This is a genomic window from Vibrio sp. Vb339 (genome assembly GCF_902751245.1).
Classification (GTDB): Bacteria; Pseudomonadota; Gammaproteobacteria; order Enterobacterales; family Vibrionaceae; genus Vibrio; species Vibrio coralliirubri.
The window spans coordinates 215,639-235,551 of sequence record NZ_CADDIS010000005.1 but is presented as its reverse complement, the minus strand read 5'-3'; the positions used below and the strand labels follow the sequence as shown (position 1 = coordinate 235,551).

Annotated in this window: 17 protein-coding genes; 4 read left to right on the top strand and 13 right to left on the bottom strand. The window is 45.1% G+C overall.

Annotation, left to right across the window (positions count from 1 at the left end):
* Positions 1-133: 133 nt before the first annotated feature.
* From HRQ85_RS20375 to xerD, 7 genes are all read right to left on the bottom strand, one after another.
* The gene (locus tag HRQ85_RS20375; RefSeq protein WP_004735015.1) at positions 134-385 is read right to left on the bottom strand and encodes a hypothetical protein; all 252 of its coding nucleotides are present in this window, start codon (positions 383-385) and stop codon (positions 134-136) included.
* A 571-nt stretch (positions 386-956) separates the two neighbouring features.
* Positions 957-2,291, bottom strand: a complete 1,335-nt coding sequence (gene vpsR, locus HRQ85_RS20370) for a cyclic-di-GMP-binding transcriptional regulator VpsR (protein WP_050646298.1) — start codon at positions 2,289-2,291, stop codon at positions 957-959.
* A 271-nt stretch (positions 2,292-2,562) separates the two neighbouring features.
* Complete coding sequence (lysS, locus tag HRQ85_RS20365; protein WP_017059330.1) at positions 2,563-4,095, bottom strand: lysine--tRNA ligase; 1,533 nt, start codon at positions 4,093-4,095, stop codon at positions 2,563-2,565.
* 98 nt (positions 4,096-4,193) lie between these two features.
* Positions 4,194-5,292, bottom strand: a protein-coding gene (gene prfB / locus HRQ85_RS20360) for a peptide chain release factor 2 (RefSeq protein WP_100208942.1) whose coding sequence is annotated in 2 segments (ribosomal slippage) — positions 4,194-5,216 and positions 5,218-5,292 — 1,098 coding nt in all. Because the reading frame shifts where the segments join, the coding sequence is not laid out codon by codon here.
* Positions 5,293-5,527: 235 nt separating this feature from the next.
* Positions 5,528-7,264 (bottom strand): single-stranded-DNA-specific exonuclease RecJ, encoded by a 1,737-nt coding sequence (gene recJ, locus HRQ85_RS20355; RefSeq protein WP_081231018.1) that lies wholly within the window; start codon positions 7,262-7,264, stop codon positions 5,528-5,530.
* An 80-nt stretch (positions 7,265-7,344) separates the two neighbouring features.
* Positions 7,345-8,124 (bottom strand): thioredoxin fold domain-containing protein, encoded by a 780-nt coding sequence (locus HRQ85_RS20350; protein ID WP_050651909.1) that lies wholly within the window; start codon positions 8,122-8,124, stop codon positions 7,345-7,347.
* A gap of 26 nt (positions 8,125-8,150) precedes the next feature.
* A complete protein-coding gene (gene xerD / locus HRQ85_RS20345; protein WP_017059327.1) occupies positions 8,151-9,065 on the bottom strand; it encodes a site-specific tyrosine recombinase XerD in 915 nt (304 codons plus the stop codon).
* Positions 9,066-9,215: 150 nt separating this feature from the next.
* Between xerD and fldB the strand changes: the two genes are divergently transcribed.
* Positions 9,216-9,737 (top strand): flavodoxin FldB, encoded by a 522-nt coding sequence (gene fldB, locus HRQ85_RS20340; protein WP_048606779.1) that lies wholly within the window; start codon positions 9,216-9,218, stop codon positions 9,735-9,737.
* 153 nt (positions 9,738-9,890) lie between these two features.
* On the opposite strand, the gene brnQ is transcribed toward fldB, so the two are convergent.
* A complete protein-coding gene (brnQ, locus tag HRQ85_RS20335; protein WP_019820574.1) occupies positions 9,891-11,204 on the bottom strand; it encodes a branched-chain amino acid transport system II carrier protein in 1,314 nt (437 codons plus the stop codon).
* A gap of 314 nt (positions 11,205-11,518) precedes the next feature.
* Here brnQ and HRQ85_RS20330 point away from each other — a divergent pair, with 314 nt between their 5' ends.
* Positions 11,519-12,247, top strand: a complete 729-nt coding sequence (locus tag HRQ85_RS20330; protein ID WP_172380475.1) for a tRNA1(Val) (adenine(37)-N6)-methyltransferase — start codon at positions 11,519-11,521, stop codon at positions 12,245-12,247.
* A gap of 107 nt (positions 12,248-12,354) precedes the next feature.
* Positions 12,355-13,620: an ATP-dependent RNA helicase SrmB gene (gene srmB, locus HRQ85_RS20325; RefSeq protein ID WP_017059323.1), complete on the top strand. Its 1,266-nt coding sequence runs from the start codon at positions 12,355-12,357 to the stop codon at positions 13,618-13,620.
* Positions 13,621-13,735: 115 nt separating this feature from the next.
* On the opposite strand, the gene yaaA is transcribed toward srmB, so the two are convergent.
* Positions 13,736-14,512 carry a peroxide stress protein YaaA gene (yaaA, locus tag HRQ85_RS20320; protein WP_048606773.1) on the bottom strand — a complete coding sequence of 259 codons (777 nt, stop codon included), beginning with the start codon at positions 14,510-14,512 and terminating at the stop codon, positions 13,736-13,738.
* Positions 14,513-14,720: 208 nt separating this feature from the next.
* A complete protein-coding gene (locus HRQ85_RS20315; RefSeq protein WP_032545312.1) occupies positions 14,721-16,148 on the bottom strand; it encodes an alanine/glycine:cation symporter family protein in 1,428 nt (475 codons plus the stop codon).
* A gap of 709 nt (positions 16,149-16,857) precedes the next feature.
* Between HRQ85_RS20315 and HRQ85_RS20310 the strand changes: the two genes are divergently transcribed.
* Positions 16,858-17,046, top strand: coding sequence for a DUF3545 family protein (locus tag HRQ85_RS20310; RefSeq protein ID WP_017059319.1), 189 nt, complete (start codon positions 16,858-16,860; stop codon positions 17,044-17,046).
* A 152-nt stretch (positions 17,047-17,198) separates the two neighbouring features.
* Here the strand turns inward: HRQ85_RS20310 and HRQ85_RS20305 are convergent, their stop codons facing one another.
* The 3 genes from HRQ85_RS20305 to nfo form a co-directional block, all read right to left on the bottom strand.
* The gene (locus HRQ85_RS20305; RefSeq protein WP_172380474.1) at positions 17,199-17,750 is read right to left on the bottom strand and encodes a hemerythrin domain-containing protein; all 552 of its coding nucleotides are present in this window, start codon (positions 17,748-17,750) and stop codon (positions 17,199-17,201) included.
* 86 nt (positions 17,751-17,836) lie between these two features.
* A complete protein-coding gene (ung, locus tag HRQ85_RS20300) occupies positions 17,837-18,517 on the bottom strand; it encodes a uracil-DNA glycosylase (RefSeq protein ID WP_172380473.1) in 681 nt (226 codons plus the stop codon).
* Positions 18,518-18,914: 397 nt separating this feature from the next.
* Positions 18,915-19,823, bottom strand: a complete 909-nt coding sequence (gene nfo / locus HRQ85_RS20295) for a deoxyribonuclease IV (protein ID WP_172380472.1) — start codon at positions 19,821-19,823, stop codon at positions 18,915-18,917.
* Positions 19,824-19,913: the final 90 nt, after the last annotated feature.

Here is a 19,913-nt window from a genome sequence, read left to right as displayed (position 1 = left end):
CTTAAAAAAGCAAAAAAGAGAAGCAAGAGCTTCTCTTATTTGACCAGTTCTAGTTCAAAAGTTTGCACTTTCGACGCCATAACTATCACTGTGACTTATCTTAGGGGTTGAACGGTGCTATCAACCCCGCAGATTACGTCGGTATTCGCGCACTTAGGACACGACGAAGGTGACGTACTCGACGTTCAATAGTGACAACTTCTGGTTCAGAAAAACCAATAGGTCGACCGTCAGCCTCAAGACCAATATCTCTTAATAAGTGAGTATTGTTCCATGGTAGATCATATGAACTACGACGAACTTTTCGTTGCCATTCACGCTCTTCACGACGAAGATCGGCACGGATAAGGACTGTTGCTAATTTTAAATATACTGAGTGACGCATAATAACTCTCCAGTTGTTGAATAAACTGAGGAAAAATAGCGTGTTAGATAGTATGAGGGCTTCTCATTTAGCTGCTATTTTTCCGCAGCCAAATAAGGATACGGATCTATTAGTTAGGTTTATCTTGGGTGTTTCGATCGGCCATGGCTGATGTTTGTGACATATCAGTCACCATGTCAGTACACGGATCAAACGACGCGCAAATATGCTGTATAAAATCGAAATGTTTCATTTGCGCCTCCAAGCTAACTAAAAAATCCAAAAAGAAATGAGGTAGTAAAAGCAGACAAGTATTTGTTAATATCTCTGCTTTCACACGGGTAAAGTCTAACCAAGTGAGTATATTATTCAACCGATAATTGGTTAACATTTTCAAAACAATGCATTTACCTAAAATATCAGTTGCATATTCATTTAAATATAACATATTCACTATGATTATATAAAATCACAGCATATCTATCTTCGGGCTGAGCTAGAAAAGAACTGACTATCCTTCAGAAACAAAAAAGCCACGTAGATACGTGGCCTTTCGTTTACAGTGACTGAATAAAGTCATGTAGAAAAGAGTCTAAACAACCCCCTCAGAGATTAGGCTGTGTTTATTGAGCAATCGGTACATAGTTGCTCGTGATACGCCAAGTTCTTTAGCTGCCAACGAAACCTGACCGCCGTAAGACTCCAATACAATCAGCAGTGCATCGCGCTCTGAACGCTCACGAATACTCTTCAAACTTCGGCGTTCATCATTCTGTTTTGGTAAATCGAGTTGGTGATCCTCAATGATCACCGCATCAGACATTAACACAACACGCTTAATCTGGTTCATCAGCTCACGCACATTTCCAGGCCAATGGTAGCGATTCATCGAACGGATAGCATCGTCTGAAAAGCTCTTCGCTTGAGCATTAAACTCTTTCGAGTACTCACGCAGAAAGTGATTAGCCAGTACTGAAATATCACTCACACGTTCTTTTAAGCTTGGAACATGAATACGCAGAACATTGATGTAGTGATAAAGCTCTTCATTGAAGTCGCCCTCGATCAACGCCTTCTCGATATCAGAGGAGTTCGCAGCCAGAATACGCACGTCGACAGATTTGGGTCCATTCGCGGTTTCAATCTTACCTTCTTGTAGAAAGCGCAACAGGTTCAGTTGTTGATTGCGTGGCATCGCTAAAACATCATTAAGCAAGATGGTTCCGCCATCGGCTTCTTCCAGCATGCAAGGCGCAGTCGCTGGCTGTGTTGATATGCCAAACACCTCGGCCTCTATTCTCATTTCAGACAAGGCACGACAGTTAACCGTTAAAAATGGTTTCTGTGCTCGCGACGAATTTTGATGAATAGAGCGTGCAATAGTCTCTTTACCAGCCCCGCTCTCGCCATAAATCAAGATACTGACATCCGTCGGCCCAATACGCTTCACTTGGTCTCTCAAGCGCTTCACGGCCACAGAATCGCCTAGCAGTCCCATGTTGTTATTGATGCCGTAGTTTGGCCATACCTTCTGCTCAAGCTTAAGCATACCCAGTTGGTGACCAATGGTACTCAGTAACTGAGCATCTGGGATTGGCGCCGTGAAAAAGTCGATACAGAAGTTAACGATAAACTGGCAGATCGTATCAGAGCTTAATTGCGATTCACGGATAAAGGCGAGCCATCTCACCTGCTTGTTATTGCTCACAAGGTTAGCAATACCGTTGAGACTGAACTCATCATGACTAAGATCGACAATACCAATACATGGGCCAATATCAGCAATCAAGGCATCGGCTTTTCGTAAATCTGCACACTGGGTACACTGCCAACCCACTTGTTCTAACACTGATAACCAGGGTTCGTACGCACCACCAACGACGATAAGAGAACCTGGTAAGGAATCCATCTTAAATTGAGTTCCCATCCTTCTTCCTTATTCTATTTTTATTTAAATCAGGCTAATACGAGTCACTGCTTCATCGTTCGACAAAATGCCGCGAGATCGTATTCAGCGCAGAGGCGTATAGTAGTGAGACTATCTTAGATTTTATGTCTCAATAGTAAGACTATGTCAGAAATAACGATTTTTCGAATCAAGAGTGCGGTACAGACTAGGTTTTGAAGCCCAAAAACAGAAAAAGCCACCCGAAGGTGGCTTTTTAATTACATAGGCTGTTACGCCCTATAAGCGAGAATTACGCTTGTGGACGCATTGCCGGGAACAAGATCACGTCACGGATTGTGTGCGTGTTTGTAAATAGCATTGCTAGACGGTCGATACCGATACCTTGACCCGCTGTTGGCGGTAGGCCGTGCTCTAGTGCAGTAATGTAATCTGCATCGTAGTACATCGCTTCATCATCACCCGCGTCTTTCGCGTTAACTTGCGCTTTGAAACGCTCGTCTTGGTCTTGTGCATCGTTAAGCTCAGAGAAACCATTCGCTACTTCACGGCCACCGATAAAGAACTCAAAACGGTCTGTGAAGAATGGGTTGTCATCGCTACGACGTGCTAGAGGAGAGATGTCCGCTGGGTAGCCAGTGATGAACGTTGGTTGAATTAGCTGAGGCTCAGCCGTTTCACCAAAGATCTCTTCTAGAAGCTGACCACATGTCCAGAACGTTTCTACGTCTACGTGTACAGATTTTGCGATAGCAACCATCTTCTCACGGTCTTGTAGGTCTGCTTCTGTTAGCGCTTGAATCTCAGCGTGCTCAGGGTTGTAGTGTTTGATTGCATCGAACATGCTCATGCGAGCGTAAGTGCCACCGAACTCAACCGTTTCGTCACCGTAAGGCATAGAAGTAGAACCAAGAACGTCCATTGCTGCCGTGCTTAGCATCTCTTCTGTCAGATCCATAAGGTCTTTATAGTCCGAGTACGCTTGGTAGAATTCCATCATTGTGAATTCTGGGTTGTGACGTGGAGATAGACCTTCGTTACGGAAGTTACGGTTGATCTCGAATACACGGTCAAAACCACCAACCACTAGACGCTTAAGGTAAAGCTCTGGTGCAACACGTAGGTACATGTCGATGTCTAGTGCATTGTGATGAGTGATGAATGGACGTGCAGTTGCGCCACCCGGGATCACGTGCATCATTGGCGTTTCAACTTCTAGGTAGCCTTTCGCGCTCATGAAGTTACGGATTGAAGATACTAGCTTAGAACGCACGATGAATGCATTGCGAGAATCTTCGTTCACGATTAGGTCAACGTAACGCTGACGGTAACGCATCTCTTGGTCAGTTAGACCGTGGAACTTCTCTGGTAGAGGGCGAAGTGCTTTCGTTAGCAATTCAAACTCTTCCATGTTCACGTAAAGGTCGCCTTTACCCGATTTGTGAAGCGCACCTTTAACACCGATGATGTCACCGATATCTAGGCCTTGGTACTTCTCTTTCAGTACTTTTTGTACGTCTTTCGCTGCGTATGCTTGGATACGACCAGAAGTTTCTTGAATCGCAAGGAATGGACCACGCTTCGCCATAACACGACCAGCGATCGCAACGATGTGGTTAAGCTCTTCTAGCTCTTCCTTAGTCTTCTCACCGAATTCCGCTTGAAGATCGCCAGCTAGGTGCTCACGACGGAAGTCATTTGGGTGACCGTTAGCTTTGCAGTTTTGGCGGATGTGATCCAGCTTGCTGCGGCGCTCAGCGATTAGTTTGTTCTCTTCAGGTGAAGAAGCTTCTTGTGCGTTTTCGTTTTGAACAGCATCAGTCATTAGAGATGTACCCTGCTTTTAAAATTTGGACCGCTATATTTTTGCAAATATAGGCATTTTTACCAATATTATTGGTAAAGCTTAATAGTTGATAAAGCTTACAGACCTGATTTCAGGCTAGCTTCAATAAACTTGTCTAAGTCACCGTCAAGAACCGCTTGAGTATTACGGTTTTCGATGCCGGTGCGTAAATCTTTGATACGAGAATCATCCAGTACGTAAGAGCGGATCTGACTGCCCCAACCGATGTCTGATTTCGTTTCTTCGCTCGCTTGTTTTTCAGCATTTTGTTTTTGAATCTCAAGTTCAAAAAGCTTAGCACGTAGCTGCTTCATCGCTTGATCTTTGTTCTTATGCTGCGAACGATCATTCTGACACTGAACCACGGTGTTGGTCGGAACGTGAGTAATACGTACCGCCGATTCCGTGGTGTTTACGTGTTGACCACCAGCGCCAGAGGCACGGTATACGTCAATACGTAGGTCAGAAGGATTAATGTCGATCGTAATGTTGTCATCAATCTCAGGATAGATAAACGCAGATGCAAATGAAGTATGACGACGACCACTTGAATCAAATGGTGACTTACGAACTAGACGGTGAACACCAGTCTCTGTGCGTAACCAACCGTAAGCATACTCACCAGAAATACGTACCGTTGCGCCTTTAAGGCCAGCAACATCACCATCCGACACTTCGATAACTTCAGTCTTGAAGCCTTTCGAATCTGCCCAACGTAAGTACATACGCAACATCATTGAAGTCCAGTCTTGAGCTTCTGTACCGCCCGAGCCTGACTGTAAATCGATGTAGCAATCTGATGCATCGTGATCACCAGAGAACATACGACGGAATTCCAGCTTCTCTAGCTTAGCTTCAAGCTCGGCCAGTTCTGGTTCAATTTCATCGAACGTTTCTTGATCTTCTTCTTCAACCGCAAGCTCTAATAGGCCATCAACATCCTCAACACCTTGGTCAAGTTGGTCGATCGTTTCTACTACCGCTTCCAATGCAGAACGTTCTTTACCTAGCGCTTGAGCACGCTCAGGTTCGTTCCATACATCCGGTTGTTCTAATTCTGCGTTTACTTCTTCTAGACGCTCTTTCTTAGCGTCATAGTCAAAGATACCCCCTCAGGATATTTGTGCGCTCAGACACATCCTGCAGACGGTTTTTTATAGGATTGATTTCAAACATTTTAGCTCATCATTTATGAGTAGAATTTAACCGAAGAATTGTACTCAAAAGTGTGACGGAGATACAGAATTTTTTAGAGTGGTGAACCAAGATTCAACAACTTAATGGAATATAAAATTGACAGGCAGAAAAAACACGTAAAATTTGTAAGGGCAGGAAGGAAAACAAGCCCTGTTTTTGAACAGAGCTTGTTGAATTTAGCGCTATATGATGCGCATTATTGAGCCCAAAATAACTATTTGGCTTCGATATGATCAATCATCAACTGCAACGATTGATTGCCACGAAATTCGTTAATATCGAGCTTAAATGCAAGGTGAACGGTTTTCACCGAGGCATCAGGCCAGCGACGTAGGTCGACGTTAAAGGCAATACCGTCAATCATCACATTGGTTGGGTGGCCTTTGTAGAGCGGCTCGAGCATCAGCTTAAGGTGCTTTTCACCCACCAGCTTTTGGTGCAGCACTTTAAACTCACCATCGAAGATTGGCTCAGGGAAAGCTTGCCCCCACGGGCCACCTGAACGCAGCGTTTCAGCGGTGTGCATCGAGAACTCTTCAGGTAACAGCTCACCATCAGACAAGATAATGCCCTTCAGTGCTGTTTCTCCAAGTTCATTCTTCACAACATCATTGAACAGCTTGCTGAAGCGTTCAAAGTCCTTTTCCATGATGGTTAAGCCAGCCGCCATTGCGTGGCCACCAAACTTAAGAATCAAGCCTGGGTTTTGAGTGTCGATTCGGTCCAAAGCATCACGCATGTGCAAACCTGGAATTGAGCGACATGAACCTTTGATACTGCCTTCGCCGCCATCTGCAAACGCAATCACTGGGCGGTGGTATTTGTCTTTGATACGCGAAGCCAAGATACCAATCACACCTTGGTGCCAATCACGTTGGAACAGAGCTAAACCAGAAGGCAGATCGTCTTTACCAAACTCAAGGCGCTCACAAAAAGCCATCGCTTCTTGCTTCATACCCTCTTCGATCTCTTTACGTGTTTGGTTCAAGCCATCTAACTCACTCGCCATTCGACGCGCCGCATGGATGTTGTTGCTCATTAGCAGCTCAACACCAAAAGACATATCATCCAATCGACCAGCTGCATTGATACGAGGACCAAGTGCAAAGCCAAAATCAGACGCCACCAAACGTTTAGCGTCCCGCTTAGCAATTTCGATCAAAGCTTGAATACCCGGACGCGCTTTACCCGCACGAATGCGTTGCAAACCTTGATGCACTAAAATTCGGTTGTTTTCATCGAGTGGAACCACGTCGGCAACCGTACCCAGCGCCACAAGGTCAATCAGTTCCATCAACTTAGGTTCTGTCATGCCGCGTTCTGCAAACCAATTCAGTTTACGCATGTGAACACACAGTGCCATCATCAGATAGAAAGCCACACCTACACCCGCTAAGGCTTTAGAAGGAAAAGCACAACTCTCAAGGTTTGGGTTAACCATCGCATCGACCATTGGCAGTTCATTGCCCGGCAAGTGATGATCGGTAACCAGAACCTCTAGCCCCTTCTCTTTAGCAAAGCGAACACCTTCAATTGAAGAGACACCGTTGTCGACCGTCATGATCACTTCAGCACCAAGATCGATTGCCTGTTCGACAACCTCCGGGCTCAAGCCATAGCCATCTTCAAAACGGTTTGGTACTAGATAATCGACGTTAGAGCTGCCGAGCATACGTAACGCTAAAACAGACAACGCCGAGCTGGTCGCGCCATCAGCATCAAAATCACCAACAATGATGATGCGTTTTTGCTGTTGAATCGCTTTGAACAACAGCTCAACCGCAGCATCTATGCCACCCAGTTTTTGATAAGAGTGCAAGCCTTTCGCTGCTGTCTCTAGTTGGTCGGCACTGTCGATTCCGCGACTCACATAAATGCGCTTTAACAAGTCAGGTAAGTGAGCAGGTAAGACTGAAATGTCGACCTCAGGACGGCGTTGGATCTCTATCATATAAAAATGGGCCCGATATCAATCAGGCCACTCCTTAAATCAAAAACATGGGGGACAAATTAGCAATACAGAAAATGAGATTATTGCTCTAAACGTTGAAGAAGTTGTGCTGGCGGTAAGTAACCACTCACCAACTCACCACTTGCTAGCACGATAGCCGGTGTGCCATTGATGCCAAGCTCACGACCCAGTTGGTATTGTTTAGCAATGATCTGCTTTTGCTCTGCTAGGTCTTTACCAGACGCTGGCATTTGACGGTTTACTTTAGCGTCATGCATCGCTGTTTTTGGATCATCTGAAGCCCAGATTGCTGCCATTTGATCGGCAACTTGCCCTGTCGCGCCTTGGCGTGGGTAAGCCATGTAACGAACGGTGATACCCAAATCGTTGTAGCCTTGCATTTGGCTGTGCAGACGAACACAGTAGCCACACGTAATGTCAGTAAATACCGTCACAACATACTTTTCGTTATCGGCTTTGTATTCGATAACCGTATCCGACATCGCTGCGACTTTTTCAGCATTCAGCGGAGCTTGACGCTCAGCCAAAACATCACTGAACTTACCGTTTTCATCCAAAGAGTAAAGAGTACCCGCTAGAAAATGATCGCCCTCTGGAGAAGAAAAGATAATGCCGCTGTTGGTTTGAACTTCTAACAGACCATCGATATCCGAAGGGACAATCTTATCAACCTTAATACCGATTTTTTCAAAACGCTTAGTTAACGCAGCTGTATCAATAGCTTGAGCTGGACCAGCTTCTACGGCTGTTGATGTTGTTTCTACTTTCGCTTCTGATGCATTACATGCAGTAATCATAAGAGGAAGCGCTAGTAGAGGAAGACGGCGTAATACGCTCATTAAGTTCACCTTAAAAATAAATGGATTTAAGCACGTGGGTGATGCTGCGCGTGAATTTGCTTCAGCCTTTCAGTCGCCACGTGAGTATAAATTTGGGTTGTCGATAAGTCACTATGCCCAAGTAACATCTGTACGACCCTGAGATCTGCGCCATAGTTCAGTAAATGCGTCGCAAAAGCGTGTCTCAATACGTGGGGTGACAACAATTCTGTGTCGATTCCAGCGACGACCGAGTAGTGCTTGATACGATACCAGAACGTCTGACGGGTCATTTGCTTGGCGCGTTTACTCGGAAAAACCACATCAGAACTGTTTTCGCCAAGTAGATGTGGACGACCTTGTTCAATAAAAGTCTCTATCCAATCCACCGCATTTTCGCCCATGGGTACTAAGCGCTCTTTGCCACCCTTACCAATAACACGCACCACACCTTGTCTTAGGCTGATGTTTTCCATCGTCAAGCTAACCAGTTCTGTCACACGCAAACCGGTTGCATAGAGTAACTCAAGCATCGCCTTATCGCGAAGCTCAATCGGATCGTTCGGATCTGGCGCATCAAGCAAAGCATCAACCTGCTCTTCGCTCAAATCTTTCGGCAAGCGTTGCGGCAGCTTCGGGCTGATCAACAAGGCACTTGGATCATCGCCTCTGATTTTCTCGCGGTGTAAATATTGGAACAAGCGACGAATCGCCGACAACATACGGGCACGAGAAGTCTGTTTAAAATCGGCGTCTGCCAACCAGCCTTGATAATCCTGTAAACCTGAAAGGCTAATGAAGTCGAGGCGGTAATTGTTCTTTTCCATCCACGCTAATAACTTGGACAAATCGGTACGGTACGAGACAAGCGTATTCTCCGATAATCCTCGCTCCATCCACATAGCATCTAAAAACTGCTCAACGAGACCGTGGTCTGCGCTCTGCCCTTGAGGCGACTGCATAGTGTTACTCACAATATTGGAAACTGTTTTGAGAGTATGCCAGAGCAAATATGAATGCCATAAAAATTACGACTTGAGCGGATAATCGCTGCAATCGAAGTCGATTTATGGTTAGAATTCGCCATCTGAAATTAAAATCGAACGTTTGCTATGAAAATTGGATTATTTTACGGCTCAACCACCTGCTACACAGAAATGGCAGCAGAGAAAATTCGCGGCATTATTGGTGAAGACCTAGTTGATATCCATAACGTGAAAGAAACCCCTCTTTCATTGATGGCGGACTACGACCTTTTATTGCTGGGCATCTCGACTTGGGACTTCGGTGAAATCCAAGAAGATTGGAATGAACTGTGGGAAGACATCGCAACCACGCCAATGAAAGGCAAGGTTGTGGCTCTGTTTGGTTTAGGTGACCAAGAAGGCTACGGCGAATGGTTCCTTGATGCGATGGGTCTGTTGCATGATGAACTGAAAACCGCGGGGGCAGAGTTTGTTGGTTTCTGGCCAAACGATGACAGCTACGAGTTCGAAGCGTCTAAAGCGTTAACGGAAGACAAATCTCAATTCGTTGGTTTGGCGCTTGATGAAGATTCACAATACGAGCTTAGCGACGACCGTATCGCAAGCTGGGTTGAGCAAGTATTGGTTGAGTACAGCGAAAAGCTATAACCAAATAGAAATGCCTCGGCTAAGTAGTTAAGTAGTTAAGTAGTTAAGTAGTTGAATATAAAAAGACCACAGAATACAAAAAGGCCTCATTACTGCGAAGTAATGAGGCCTTTTCTATTTCATCTCGAAGGACAATCTAATCTCAACGGAAGATTAAACCGTCTCTTCAGCCATCTCTTGTTCTGTTGACTTGCCAACAAAGAACATACATATGATTGCAGCCGTTGTTGGAAGCAACCAACCCATACCGATCTCAAACAGTGGCAGCATCTTAAGTGCAGACACGTCTACACCCGCAACTTTAGCGCCATCAATAAGAGCAAACAGCAGTGACACTAATACCACTACGCGGTAAGCCGCTTTTGGATTAGGGAAACGGCTACGCAAGAATGTCAGAGCAACCAACGCGATAGCGACTGGGTACAGTGCAAACAGTACTGGAACAGACAGAGAAATCAGTTGAGAAAGACCAACGTTCGCAACAGTTGCACAAGCGACACCGTTGATGATTACCCAAGTCTTGTAAGACAGAGGCGTTAGCGAGCTGAAGTAATCAGAACATGCTGACACAAGGCCAATCGCCGTAGTTAGACACGCTAACAGTACGATCACAGAAAGCACTAGCTGACCAGAAGGACCAAACAACGATTGAACGTATAGGCTTAAGATCGCGCCGCCATTGTCGGCACCGGCTGCGACTGTTGCACTTGTTGCGCCTAGGAAGAATAGAGAGATGTAAACAAACGCTAGACCCGCTGCGGCAATACAACCCGCGCTAATTAGGTACTTAGTCGTCGCTGCACGGTCAGTAATGCCCTTGCTACGAATCGCATCAACAATCAGCATACCAAACATCAATGAAGCAAAAGTATCCATGGTGTTGTAGCCTTCAAGGAAACCTTTGGTCAGAGGTTGAGTGATGTACTCACCGTGAGCCGCAAGAATATCGCCTTGAGGGTTAACGAACACAGCAATCGCCAGTACAACCAAACCAACGAACAGTGCAGGTGTTAGTACCTTACCAATGACGTCAATAAGCTTACCTTGCGACCATGAGAAGAACATCGCTACGACAAAAAATGCAATTGAAAAGAGAGTTAGGTGAGCTTGAGAGGCATCGATGAAGAACGGTTTCACCGCCATCTCATAGGCAACAAGGCCAGTACGCGGTGCAGCAAATGCAGGACCGATAATGATAAAGATCAGCACAGCCATGATGGTTGCAGCTTTCTTAGGAAGATCTTTAGTTAAGTGACCCCAAGAGCCACCAGCCACTGCGACCGCGACGATAGTGATTAACGGCAGACCAACGGCAGTCAGCAGAAAACCAGACATCGCTGGAAGGAAGTGATCACCAGCTAATTGGCCAGCTAGAGGTGGGAAGATGATGTTACCCGCACCCAAGAAAAACGCAAAAAGCATAAAGCCCAATGCCATTATATCTGTTAGTTTTAGACTCTGTTTCACAGATAATCCTTAATTATATTTATGAATTTATGTTGTGCTTACATGAATGTTACAGCTCAAAGCTGCCAATCAATCTATAAAATAGTCGCGCATAATGACGAAACAACTGGCTAGCTGCAAGCCACCACACAAAAACACCATATAAATTTGCATATGAGAACAAAAAGCAGTGGATTCCACTAGCTATAGAAAAATAGCCACAATTATAAACTAACCATAATGCACAACAATAGTTTCTCAAGCAGAACATTGATCCATACAAGCGGTTAACATTAGAGCTAATCACTTAAAATATCTCGATACTCAGAACATTAATGAAAGACAAAACAGTGCAAACTAAAAGCTTCAATTTTAAGCAATTCTCAATTTACGGCGGGAAAAGCGGTATGCCAGTCAGTACCGATGGCGTATTACTTGGCGCATGGGTAAGCCTGCCACAAAGATCATGTGTACTCGATATTGGAACAGGAACAGGCCTGTTGGCCTTAATGGCAGCGCAGCGTTTTGAAGATGCTTCAATCTCTGCGATAGATATTGATCAACACGCCATTAATGCTGCCACAGTCAATATTGAGCAGTCGCCTTGGCAAGATCGTATCTCCCTTGATCACGGCAGCGTGTTAACGGCCGACTTTCCACAAAGTTTTGATGCGATCATCTGTAACCCGCCCTACTTCAACTCTGGAGAACAGGCGCAGCAAAGCCAAAGAGCCACCGCCAGACACACCGACAGCTTGGATCACTTAGCGCTTGCCCAGCGTTGTTTCGAGATAACCACTGAAGCCGCGACTGCCAGTTTCATCCTACCGACGCCTGAGGGGGAAGGTTTTATCAAGCTTGCCGAGCAATGTGGTTGGTATCTAGCAAAACGCCTTGATGTGAAAACAACAGACAAGAAACCGGCTAGCCGAATTCTATTTGAGTTATCTAAAGATCCTGCTTGCGAGCAAGATTTGCAGCGCGAATCGCTTACAATTCACCATCAAAGTGGTTATAGCGAAGCATTTATTGCGCTCACTAAAGATTTTTATCTCAAGATGTAGCAAATACCATGTGATCCTAATCACTAATGCTTCTATAATGTCCGACTACTCTTTTTTATCGTCTGCTTTTTGAGGCAGAAACATTTATTGCTTGTGGAGAAACAACAGTGATCAGAACCTTTGCAGAACTCGATCTAAACCAAGAGCTGCTTAAAGCAATTGACGAAATGGGCTACGAACGTCCAACACAGATACAAGCTGAAGCAATCCCACAAGCGTTAGATGGAAGAGACGTTTTGGCTTCTGCGCCAACAGGTACTGGTAAAACAGCATCATTTGTATTGCCAGCACTGCAATACCTACTGGATTTCCCACGTAAGAAATCTGGCCCTGCACGTATGCTTATCCTGACGCCAACGCGTGAGCTAGCAATGCAGATCACCGAACAAGCACGTGAGCTTGCTAAATACACCAGCCTAAATATCTTCACGATCACGGGCGGTGTGATGTACCAAGAGCACGCAGATATCTTAAGTACAACTCAAGATATCGTAGTAGCAACACCTGGCCGCCTGATGGAATACATTGAAGGCGAGCGTTTTGACTGTCGTGCGATTGAATGGCTGGTTCTAGATGAAGCCGACCGCATGCTAGACATGGGCTTTGGGCCTGTTGTTGACCGTCTGTCTGCAGAGTGTCGCTGGCGTAAACAAACTTTACTGTTCTCAGCAACGCTAGAAGGTAAAGGCATTGAAGGCTTCACTGAAGATCTACTGAAAAACCCAGCGGAGATCGATGCGAAATCATCACTTCGTGAGCGTAAGAAGATCACTCAGTGGTACCACCGTGCAGACACAGCAGAGCACAAGCTGAACATCCTAAAGCACGTCATCACAGAGCAAGCTGAACGCAGCATCGTGTTCTTGAAGACGCGTGATCGTCTAGGAGATCTACGAGCTCAACTTGAAAGCGCGCAAATCCCATGTGCGTGGATCCAAGGTGAAATGCCTCAAGATCGTCGTAACAACGCGATTGCTCGTTTCCGTGACGGCTCTGTAAACGTACTACTAGCGACTGACGTTGCGGCGCGTGGTATCGACCTTCCAGACGTAAGCCACGTAATCAACTACGACATGCCACGTACGGCTGACGTATACCTACACCGTATTGGCCGTACGGCTCGTGCTGGTAAAAAAGGTAACGCGGTTTCTATCATTGAAGCGCACGATCAACTAATGATTGAGCGTGTGGCTCGTTACACAGACGAACCAATCAAAGAACGCTTCATCGAAGGCATGCGCCCTACGCATAAGAAAGCGGCCGTGACCAAGAAGAAGAAGCCGAAGAAAGAAGATAAGAAAGCGGTGGAGAAACAAAAAATCGCGAAGAAGAAAAAAATCGCGAAGAAAAAGAAAGCAGCAAAGAAGAAGTAATCTACCAGCTTCAACGATTCAATAAAAAAGCCCCATGCAGTTCGCTGCATGGGGCTTTTCTCTATCGGGCCTGTTATCAGGCTAAAACCGAGAGCTACTCGTTAGCCAAGGACTACTAGTTTTGCTCTTCGCGCTTGAAAACAAGCTCTTTCGCGTTCGACTCTTCTTCAACGAAGTAGTACCCCGCCGTATCAAACTGAGTAAGCGCCTCAACCGAGTCGATCTTGTTCTCGATGATGTAGCGAGCCATCATGCCACGCGCTTTCTTCGCGTAGAAACTGATCACCTTGTACTGACCGTTCTTGCAGTCTTTGAAGACAGGGGTAATCACTTGGCCATCCAAGTTCTTCGGCTTCACGGCTTTAAAGTATTCGTTAGACGCTAGGTTGATCAGCACGTTGTCGCCTTGAGCATTCAATGCTTCATTCAGCTTGTCTGTGATAATGTTGCCCCAGAACTGGTACAAGTTAGTACCACGAGCATTCGCCAAGCGTGTACCCATCTCTAGGCGGTACGGCTGCATCAAATCTAATGGCTTAAGCAAGCCATATAACCCAGAAAGCATGCGCAGGTGGTTTTGTGCGTAGTCAAAATCTTCATCCGATAGCGTTTCAGCGTCTAGGCCAGTGTATACATCGCCCTTAAAGGCTAGGATTGCTTGGCGTGCGTTGTCTTGGGTAAAGGTCTCGCTCCACTGCTCAAAGCGCGCTACGTTCAACCCTGCGATTTTATCGCTGACTTTCATCAGTGCAGAAATATCTACTGGCGTCAGCTTGCGGCACTCTTCAATCAGCTCAGCAGAGTGTTCAACAAACTCAGGCTGACTAAAGCGTTCTGTCGCTAATGGTGATTCGTAATCAAGTGTTTTGGCTGGAGAAACGACAACTAACATAACTTTACCCTAATCGGTTATCTAACTGGATGCTGCTAGAGTATAGAAAAAACATCAACTTGTCTTTATGACTCTTCCTATTACTTCGATAGGGAGAATGAGCTTCGATAGACAGAATGAAACAAATGACAGGCAAAGAAAAAGGCTAAGGTCGAAACCTTAGCCTTTCTAATCACTTTAGGATGAGCCGTTTATCGCTCCAACAAGATTACTTCTTGTTGTTGTCCCAAATACCGTCTTCCAGCTGAGACTTAAGCTCTGGGAAGTCATTCGAATCGAATGTTGGTACTTTACCCGCGTCTAGTTGGCGGTTGTAGTCTTTCGCTAGCTTAATCACGATGCCTGATAGCAGGATAATCGCTACCAAGTTAACAATCGCCATTAGACCCATCGATACGTCAGCCAGTGCCCATACCGTTGGCAATGTCGCTAGAGAACCGAACATAACCATACCCAGAACAACAATACGGAACAGCACTAGGCCTTTCTTGTTGTTGTGCTCAAGGAAGATAAGGTTCGTTTCAGCGTACGAGTAGTTTGCAATGATTGAAGTGAAAGCGAAGAAGAAAATCGCTACCGCGACAAAGATGCCACCCCATTCGCCCACTTGTGCTGTTAGTGCACGTTGCGTTAGTTCGATACCCGTTACTTCACCGTGTGGTACATACTCACCAGACATCAGGATGATAGCTACTGTTGCTGAACAGATAACAATGGTATCCATGAACACGCCTAGCATTTGCACGTAACCTTGTGATGCTGGGTGCGGTGGGTAAGGCGTAGCAGAAGCTGCTGCGTTTGGCGCAGAACCCATACCCGCTTCGTTCGAGAACAAACCACGTTTGATACCGTTAATCATCGCTTGTGCGATTGCGTAACCTAGGCCACCCGCTGCTGCTTCTTGCAGACCGAATGCACTCTTGAAGATAAGAGCCAGTACTTCAGGCACTTTCTCGATGTTCGCGAACATTACGTACATAGCGATCGCTAGGTAAGCCAATGCCATGATTGGAACGATGATTTCTGCTGTACGTGCAATCTTACGGATACCACCGAAGATAACGAATGCAGAGATGATTACGATACCAACACCAACGTAGCTACGCTCAAGGTCGAATGCTGTGTTCATTGCGCTTGCAATCGCGTTCGCTTGAACCGCGTTGAATACAAGACCAAATGCAATGATTAGGAAGATAGAGAATAGAACCCCCATCCAACGCATGCCTAGGCCTTTCTCCATGTAGTATGCAGGGCCGCCGCGGTAGTTACCGTCGTTATCACGCGTTTTGTATAGCTGTGCCAGTGTGCTTTCTGCAAACGATGTTGCCATACCTAGCATTGCGATTAGCCACATCCAGAAGATAGCACCAGGGCCACCAGCGGTTAGTGCTACTGCAACACCTGCCATGTTACCCGTACCAACACGAGCAGCGAGACTAGTACAAAGAGCTTGGAAAGAAGAGATACCAGCACTGTCTGCTTTACGGCTGTTTCTAAGAACAGAGAACATGTGGCCGAAATGGCGGAATTGAATGAAGCCTAGTCGTACAGTGAAGTAGATACCCACACCAACCAGTAAGTAAACTAAGATAGATCCCCAAAGGAGATCGTTCATCAAATTGATTAAGTCTGTCACGTGAACCTCGTAATTGAGTTTAAGCACCGATCATGCTTCCTAGCCTTCCTCTTAATCGCCTATGCCTTTGTCAATGTTGTGTCGGCACTCTTGTTATATTCTTGCGGCGATTGAGACTGTAAATGTCGCTTCATGCATCCATTTTACGTATCAGTGTATTTTTTGACGGGCGGATAATGCAGCGAGACGGCCTAAAAATCAATATGCAAATGCACTTATATTAAAATGACATTTCACTAATAACACACCTTTTGTTAACACAACTTTCAACAATGCAGCCCAATAAAAGTCACATTATCGGGACATAATATCAACAACAGCCACGGCACTACCCCAACAAGAACATCATCCCATAAAAATGACGTCAGCCTAGGTTTTACAAGGTATAGTGAAGATCTTCGTTTTTTTCTAGGCCAATGAGATCCCTATACCGCACGGCACCATGTGCACTTCAATGCATTGTAGTCAAAACGCTATTCCATTCGCACAATGAATTAACATTCAATAACCCCCAATTTAATCGTTTACTTAGGTTTGTTTGCCTGTTTTTTGTACATAAAAATCCTGATAATGTGTGAGCATGCATAAGAAAATAGAACAAAAGCTTCATGAATTTGAAACAAATGAGAAACAAATCATAGTTATTGTGAACCTAAATATGATATTTATTGGTTCGTAAGAACTAGTCCCACGGAAGGAGATATGGCTTATGGATAGCTTTCAATTCGATGAAGTATCAGAACTAGAAATGCCTCGTGTAACTCAAAAATCACGCTCGAAACCACTCAAGCGCAAGTGGCGTGAAATCGAAGCCATCAACGATCGTAGGCAGCTTGAGAAAGAGCTGAGAGAGATGAACCTAGGTCTTGATTTTAGCCTTGACGATATAAAGCTTTAATCAGCACGATAAGAAATCAGATAGCAAAAGGCACCTATATAGGTGCCTTTTTTATTGTTTGAGGTAGTTAATCCGCTCAAAGCGCCATTTAGAAACCAACCCTCTAGTATAGAGGACACCTAAAAATAGGGGCGTTTCAACATTAAAACAGGCTAAACGCACTCTTGTTCATTTTGTCGAACCCGAGCCGCGAGTTGACGATATTGATCGGCGATGGTCTCTCCAAAGACAGGGTCATCTTCCGGTTGAAGCCATTGAGACTCCACTTCTTGCCAATCTTTCACCGTGAACGCCTCAACAATCATGGGTAGCACATGCTTCTCTTCATATTCCATGTGTTTTCGCTGGGCCTGAACAAACGCTTCAAGCTGCTCAATAAAGACTTGCTGAGGGACCACCGCATCTTGAAGGATCATATCGACCAAACCTAAAAAGTCCGCCGTTTTATCAGAAAGCAATTGATGCTCTAACTCCAAGTCTTCAATCGCTTGCTCGCTGCCATATTGCTTAAGATAGTAGCGATAAATGACGTCTTCTTTAGGGTGATGCACTTTGTCTGAATGGTTCATCAAGTAATGAACCACCTCTGCGATCAGGCTATAGTTTATTTCTCGCTCCTGTTTCAGAAACTCTAACTTACTGTTGAGTATCGCGAGTAAACGAGCCATATAGCCATGCTCTCGTCTTATCCTTTCAATCATCATAGTATTGCACTCCATTACACCTACTATTTATAAGTGTATACGAATATGCTGATTTATGATTTGACCCTGCTCAGAAAACCACCAACCTACACTTCTGTTGGTAAACGCCAGTCAATAGGTTGTTGATCCATAGAAGAAAGCAGCTTGTTGGTTGTAGAGAAGTGCTGACAACCGAAGAAGCCACGGCGTGCCGATAATGGCGATGGGTGAGGTGCAACCAACACATGATGCTTGTCGTCATCAATCGCTTGGCCTTTCTTCTGGGCGTGTGCGCCCCACAACAGAAAGATGATCGGTTCAGAACGCTGATTAAGCTCAGCAATAATGGCATCGGTAAAGGTTTCCCAGCCACACTTAGCATGTGAGTGTGCTTTTGCCTCTTCTACGGTAAGGACAGTGTTCAACATCAACACCCCCTGCCGTGCCCAAGAATCGAGATAACCATGACTAGGAATCTCAAAGCCCTCTATATCTTGTGCAAGCTCTTTGTACATATTGCGTAGAGAAGGGGGAATTTTCACACCAGGAAGCACTGAGAATGCTAAGCCGTGAGCTTGGTTAGCACCGTGATAAGGATCTTGCCCTAAGATAACCACTCGCACGGATTCGAAAGGCGTCATATCAAAGGCACTGAACACCTGATTTTGTGGCGGGTAGACGGTTTTGCCACTATCACGTTGCTGTTCAACAAACGTGAGCACACTCTGAAGGTACTCTTTATCACGTTCATCATTAATAATGGATTCCCAAGTCTTTGGTGCGCTCATCGTTTTACTTCCCAATCATCAAGGTTTCTAGCGGCTTTCGCCAGACAAAAAAATAGCTGTATCGGCTAACTGTCCTAAATAAGGCTCTAGTTATACCTCATACAGCTATCAATAAACATGATGTGTAGGGTTCACTTGTTGATGAATCATAATAATCAGTTCAAGTTGTGTTTATCTCGATTAACCACTTTTCTGCTGTGTACGATGGTGGCCGTGGTTATGCACGTGACGGTTTGGTGTAGGTAAACGGCGTGCGACTGCAATAGTTGAAGTTTGGGTGATTGAATACATAAAGGCACCTCCTCTAAGACATCGTGAACTACATATTCACTTTAATACTATGAAAGAAAGGTGCCAATTTTTAGAAATAGACGGAAATAAATTTTCCCCTCTATTATTACGCTTCTTCGCTCGCTAGCGTTGCTGAGCGATGAAACATTCTAAGTTGTTGAATTTCCTCTTTCCAGATGGTCGAATCAATGGTTTCCAATATAAGAGGGATACCATTAAAGTGAGAATCAGAGGCAATATACTCAAAACAATCCCAGCCAATTTCGCCTTTTCCTAAAGAATGGTGTCGATCGACTCGGCTCGCGAACTCAGCTTTTGAATCATTGATGTGCATTGCTCTTAGATAGTGCATACCTACGATGCGGTCGAACTCAGCAAAAGTATGCTCACACGCCTCTTTTGTACGTAAGTCATAGCCAGCAGTAAACGTATGGCAGGTGTCTAAGCACACACCAACACGTGACTTATCTTCTACCTGATCGATAATCTCTGCTAGATGTTCAAACTTCCAACCAAGGTTAGTGCCCTGCCCAGACGTATTCTCGATCACTGCGATTACGTCAGGTACCGCTTGATGAGCTAGGTTGATCGATTCAGCGATCTTCGCCAAACATTCGCTTTCTGAGATTTTCTTCAAATGACTGCCAGGGTGAAAATTCAAAAGCGTTAATCCAAGTTGATTACAACGCTCCATTTCATCAATAAAAGCCGCGCGTGATTTCTCTAGCTTCTCTTCTTCTGGTGCTCCTAGGTTAATCAGGTAGGAGTCATGAGGAAGAATGTGCTCAGCACCGAAGCCCAACATTTTGCAATTGGCTTTAAAGGCACTAATGGTTTTCGCTTCTAGCGGTTTTGCCGCCCACTGTCTCTGGTTCTTGGTAAACAGTGCAAACGCATTGGCGCCGATTTCACGTGCACGCATAGGCGCCTGATCAACACCACCAGCAGCCGACACATGAGCGCCAATAAACTTAATATTTGTTTCCGGTTTTGAGGATGAATTATTGTTTGTCATTAAATCACTTTACACTTTCAGAATGCTTAATAAATAAAGGGTCGTATCGGTTGTAGTTCAATAAAAACACAACAAATGTAGTAAACTTAC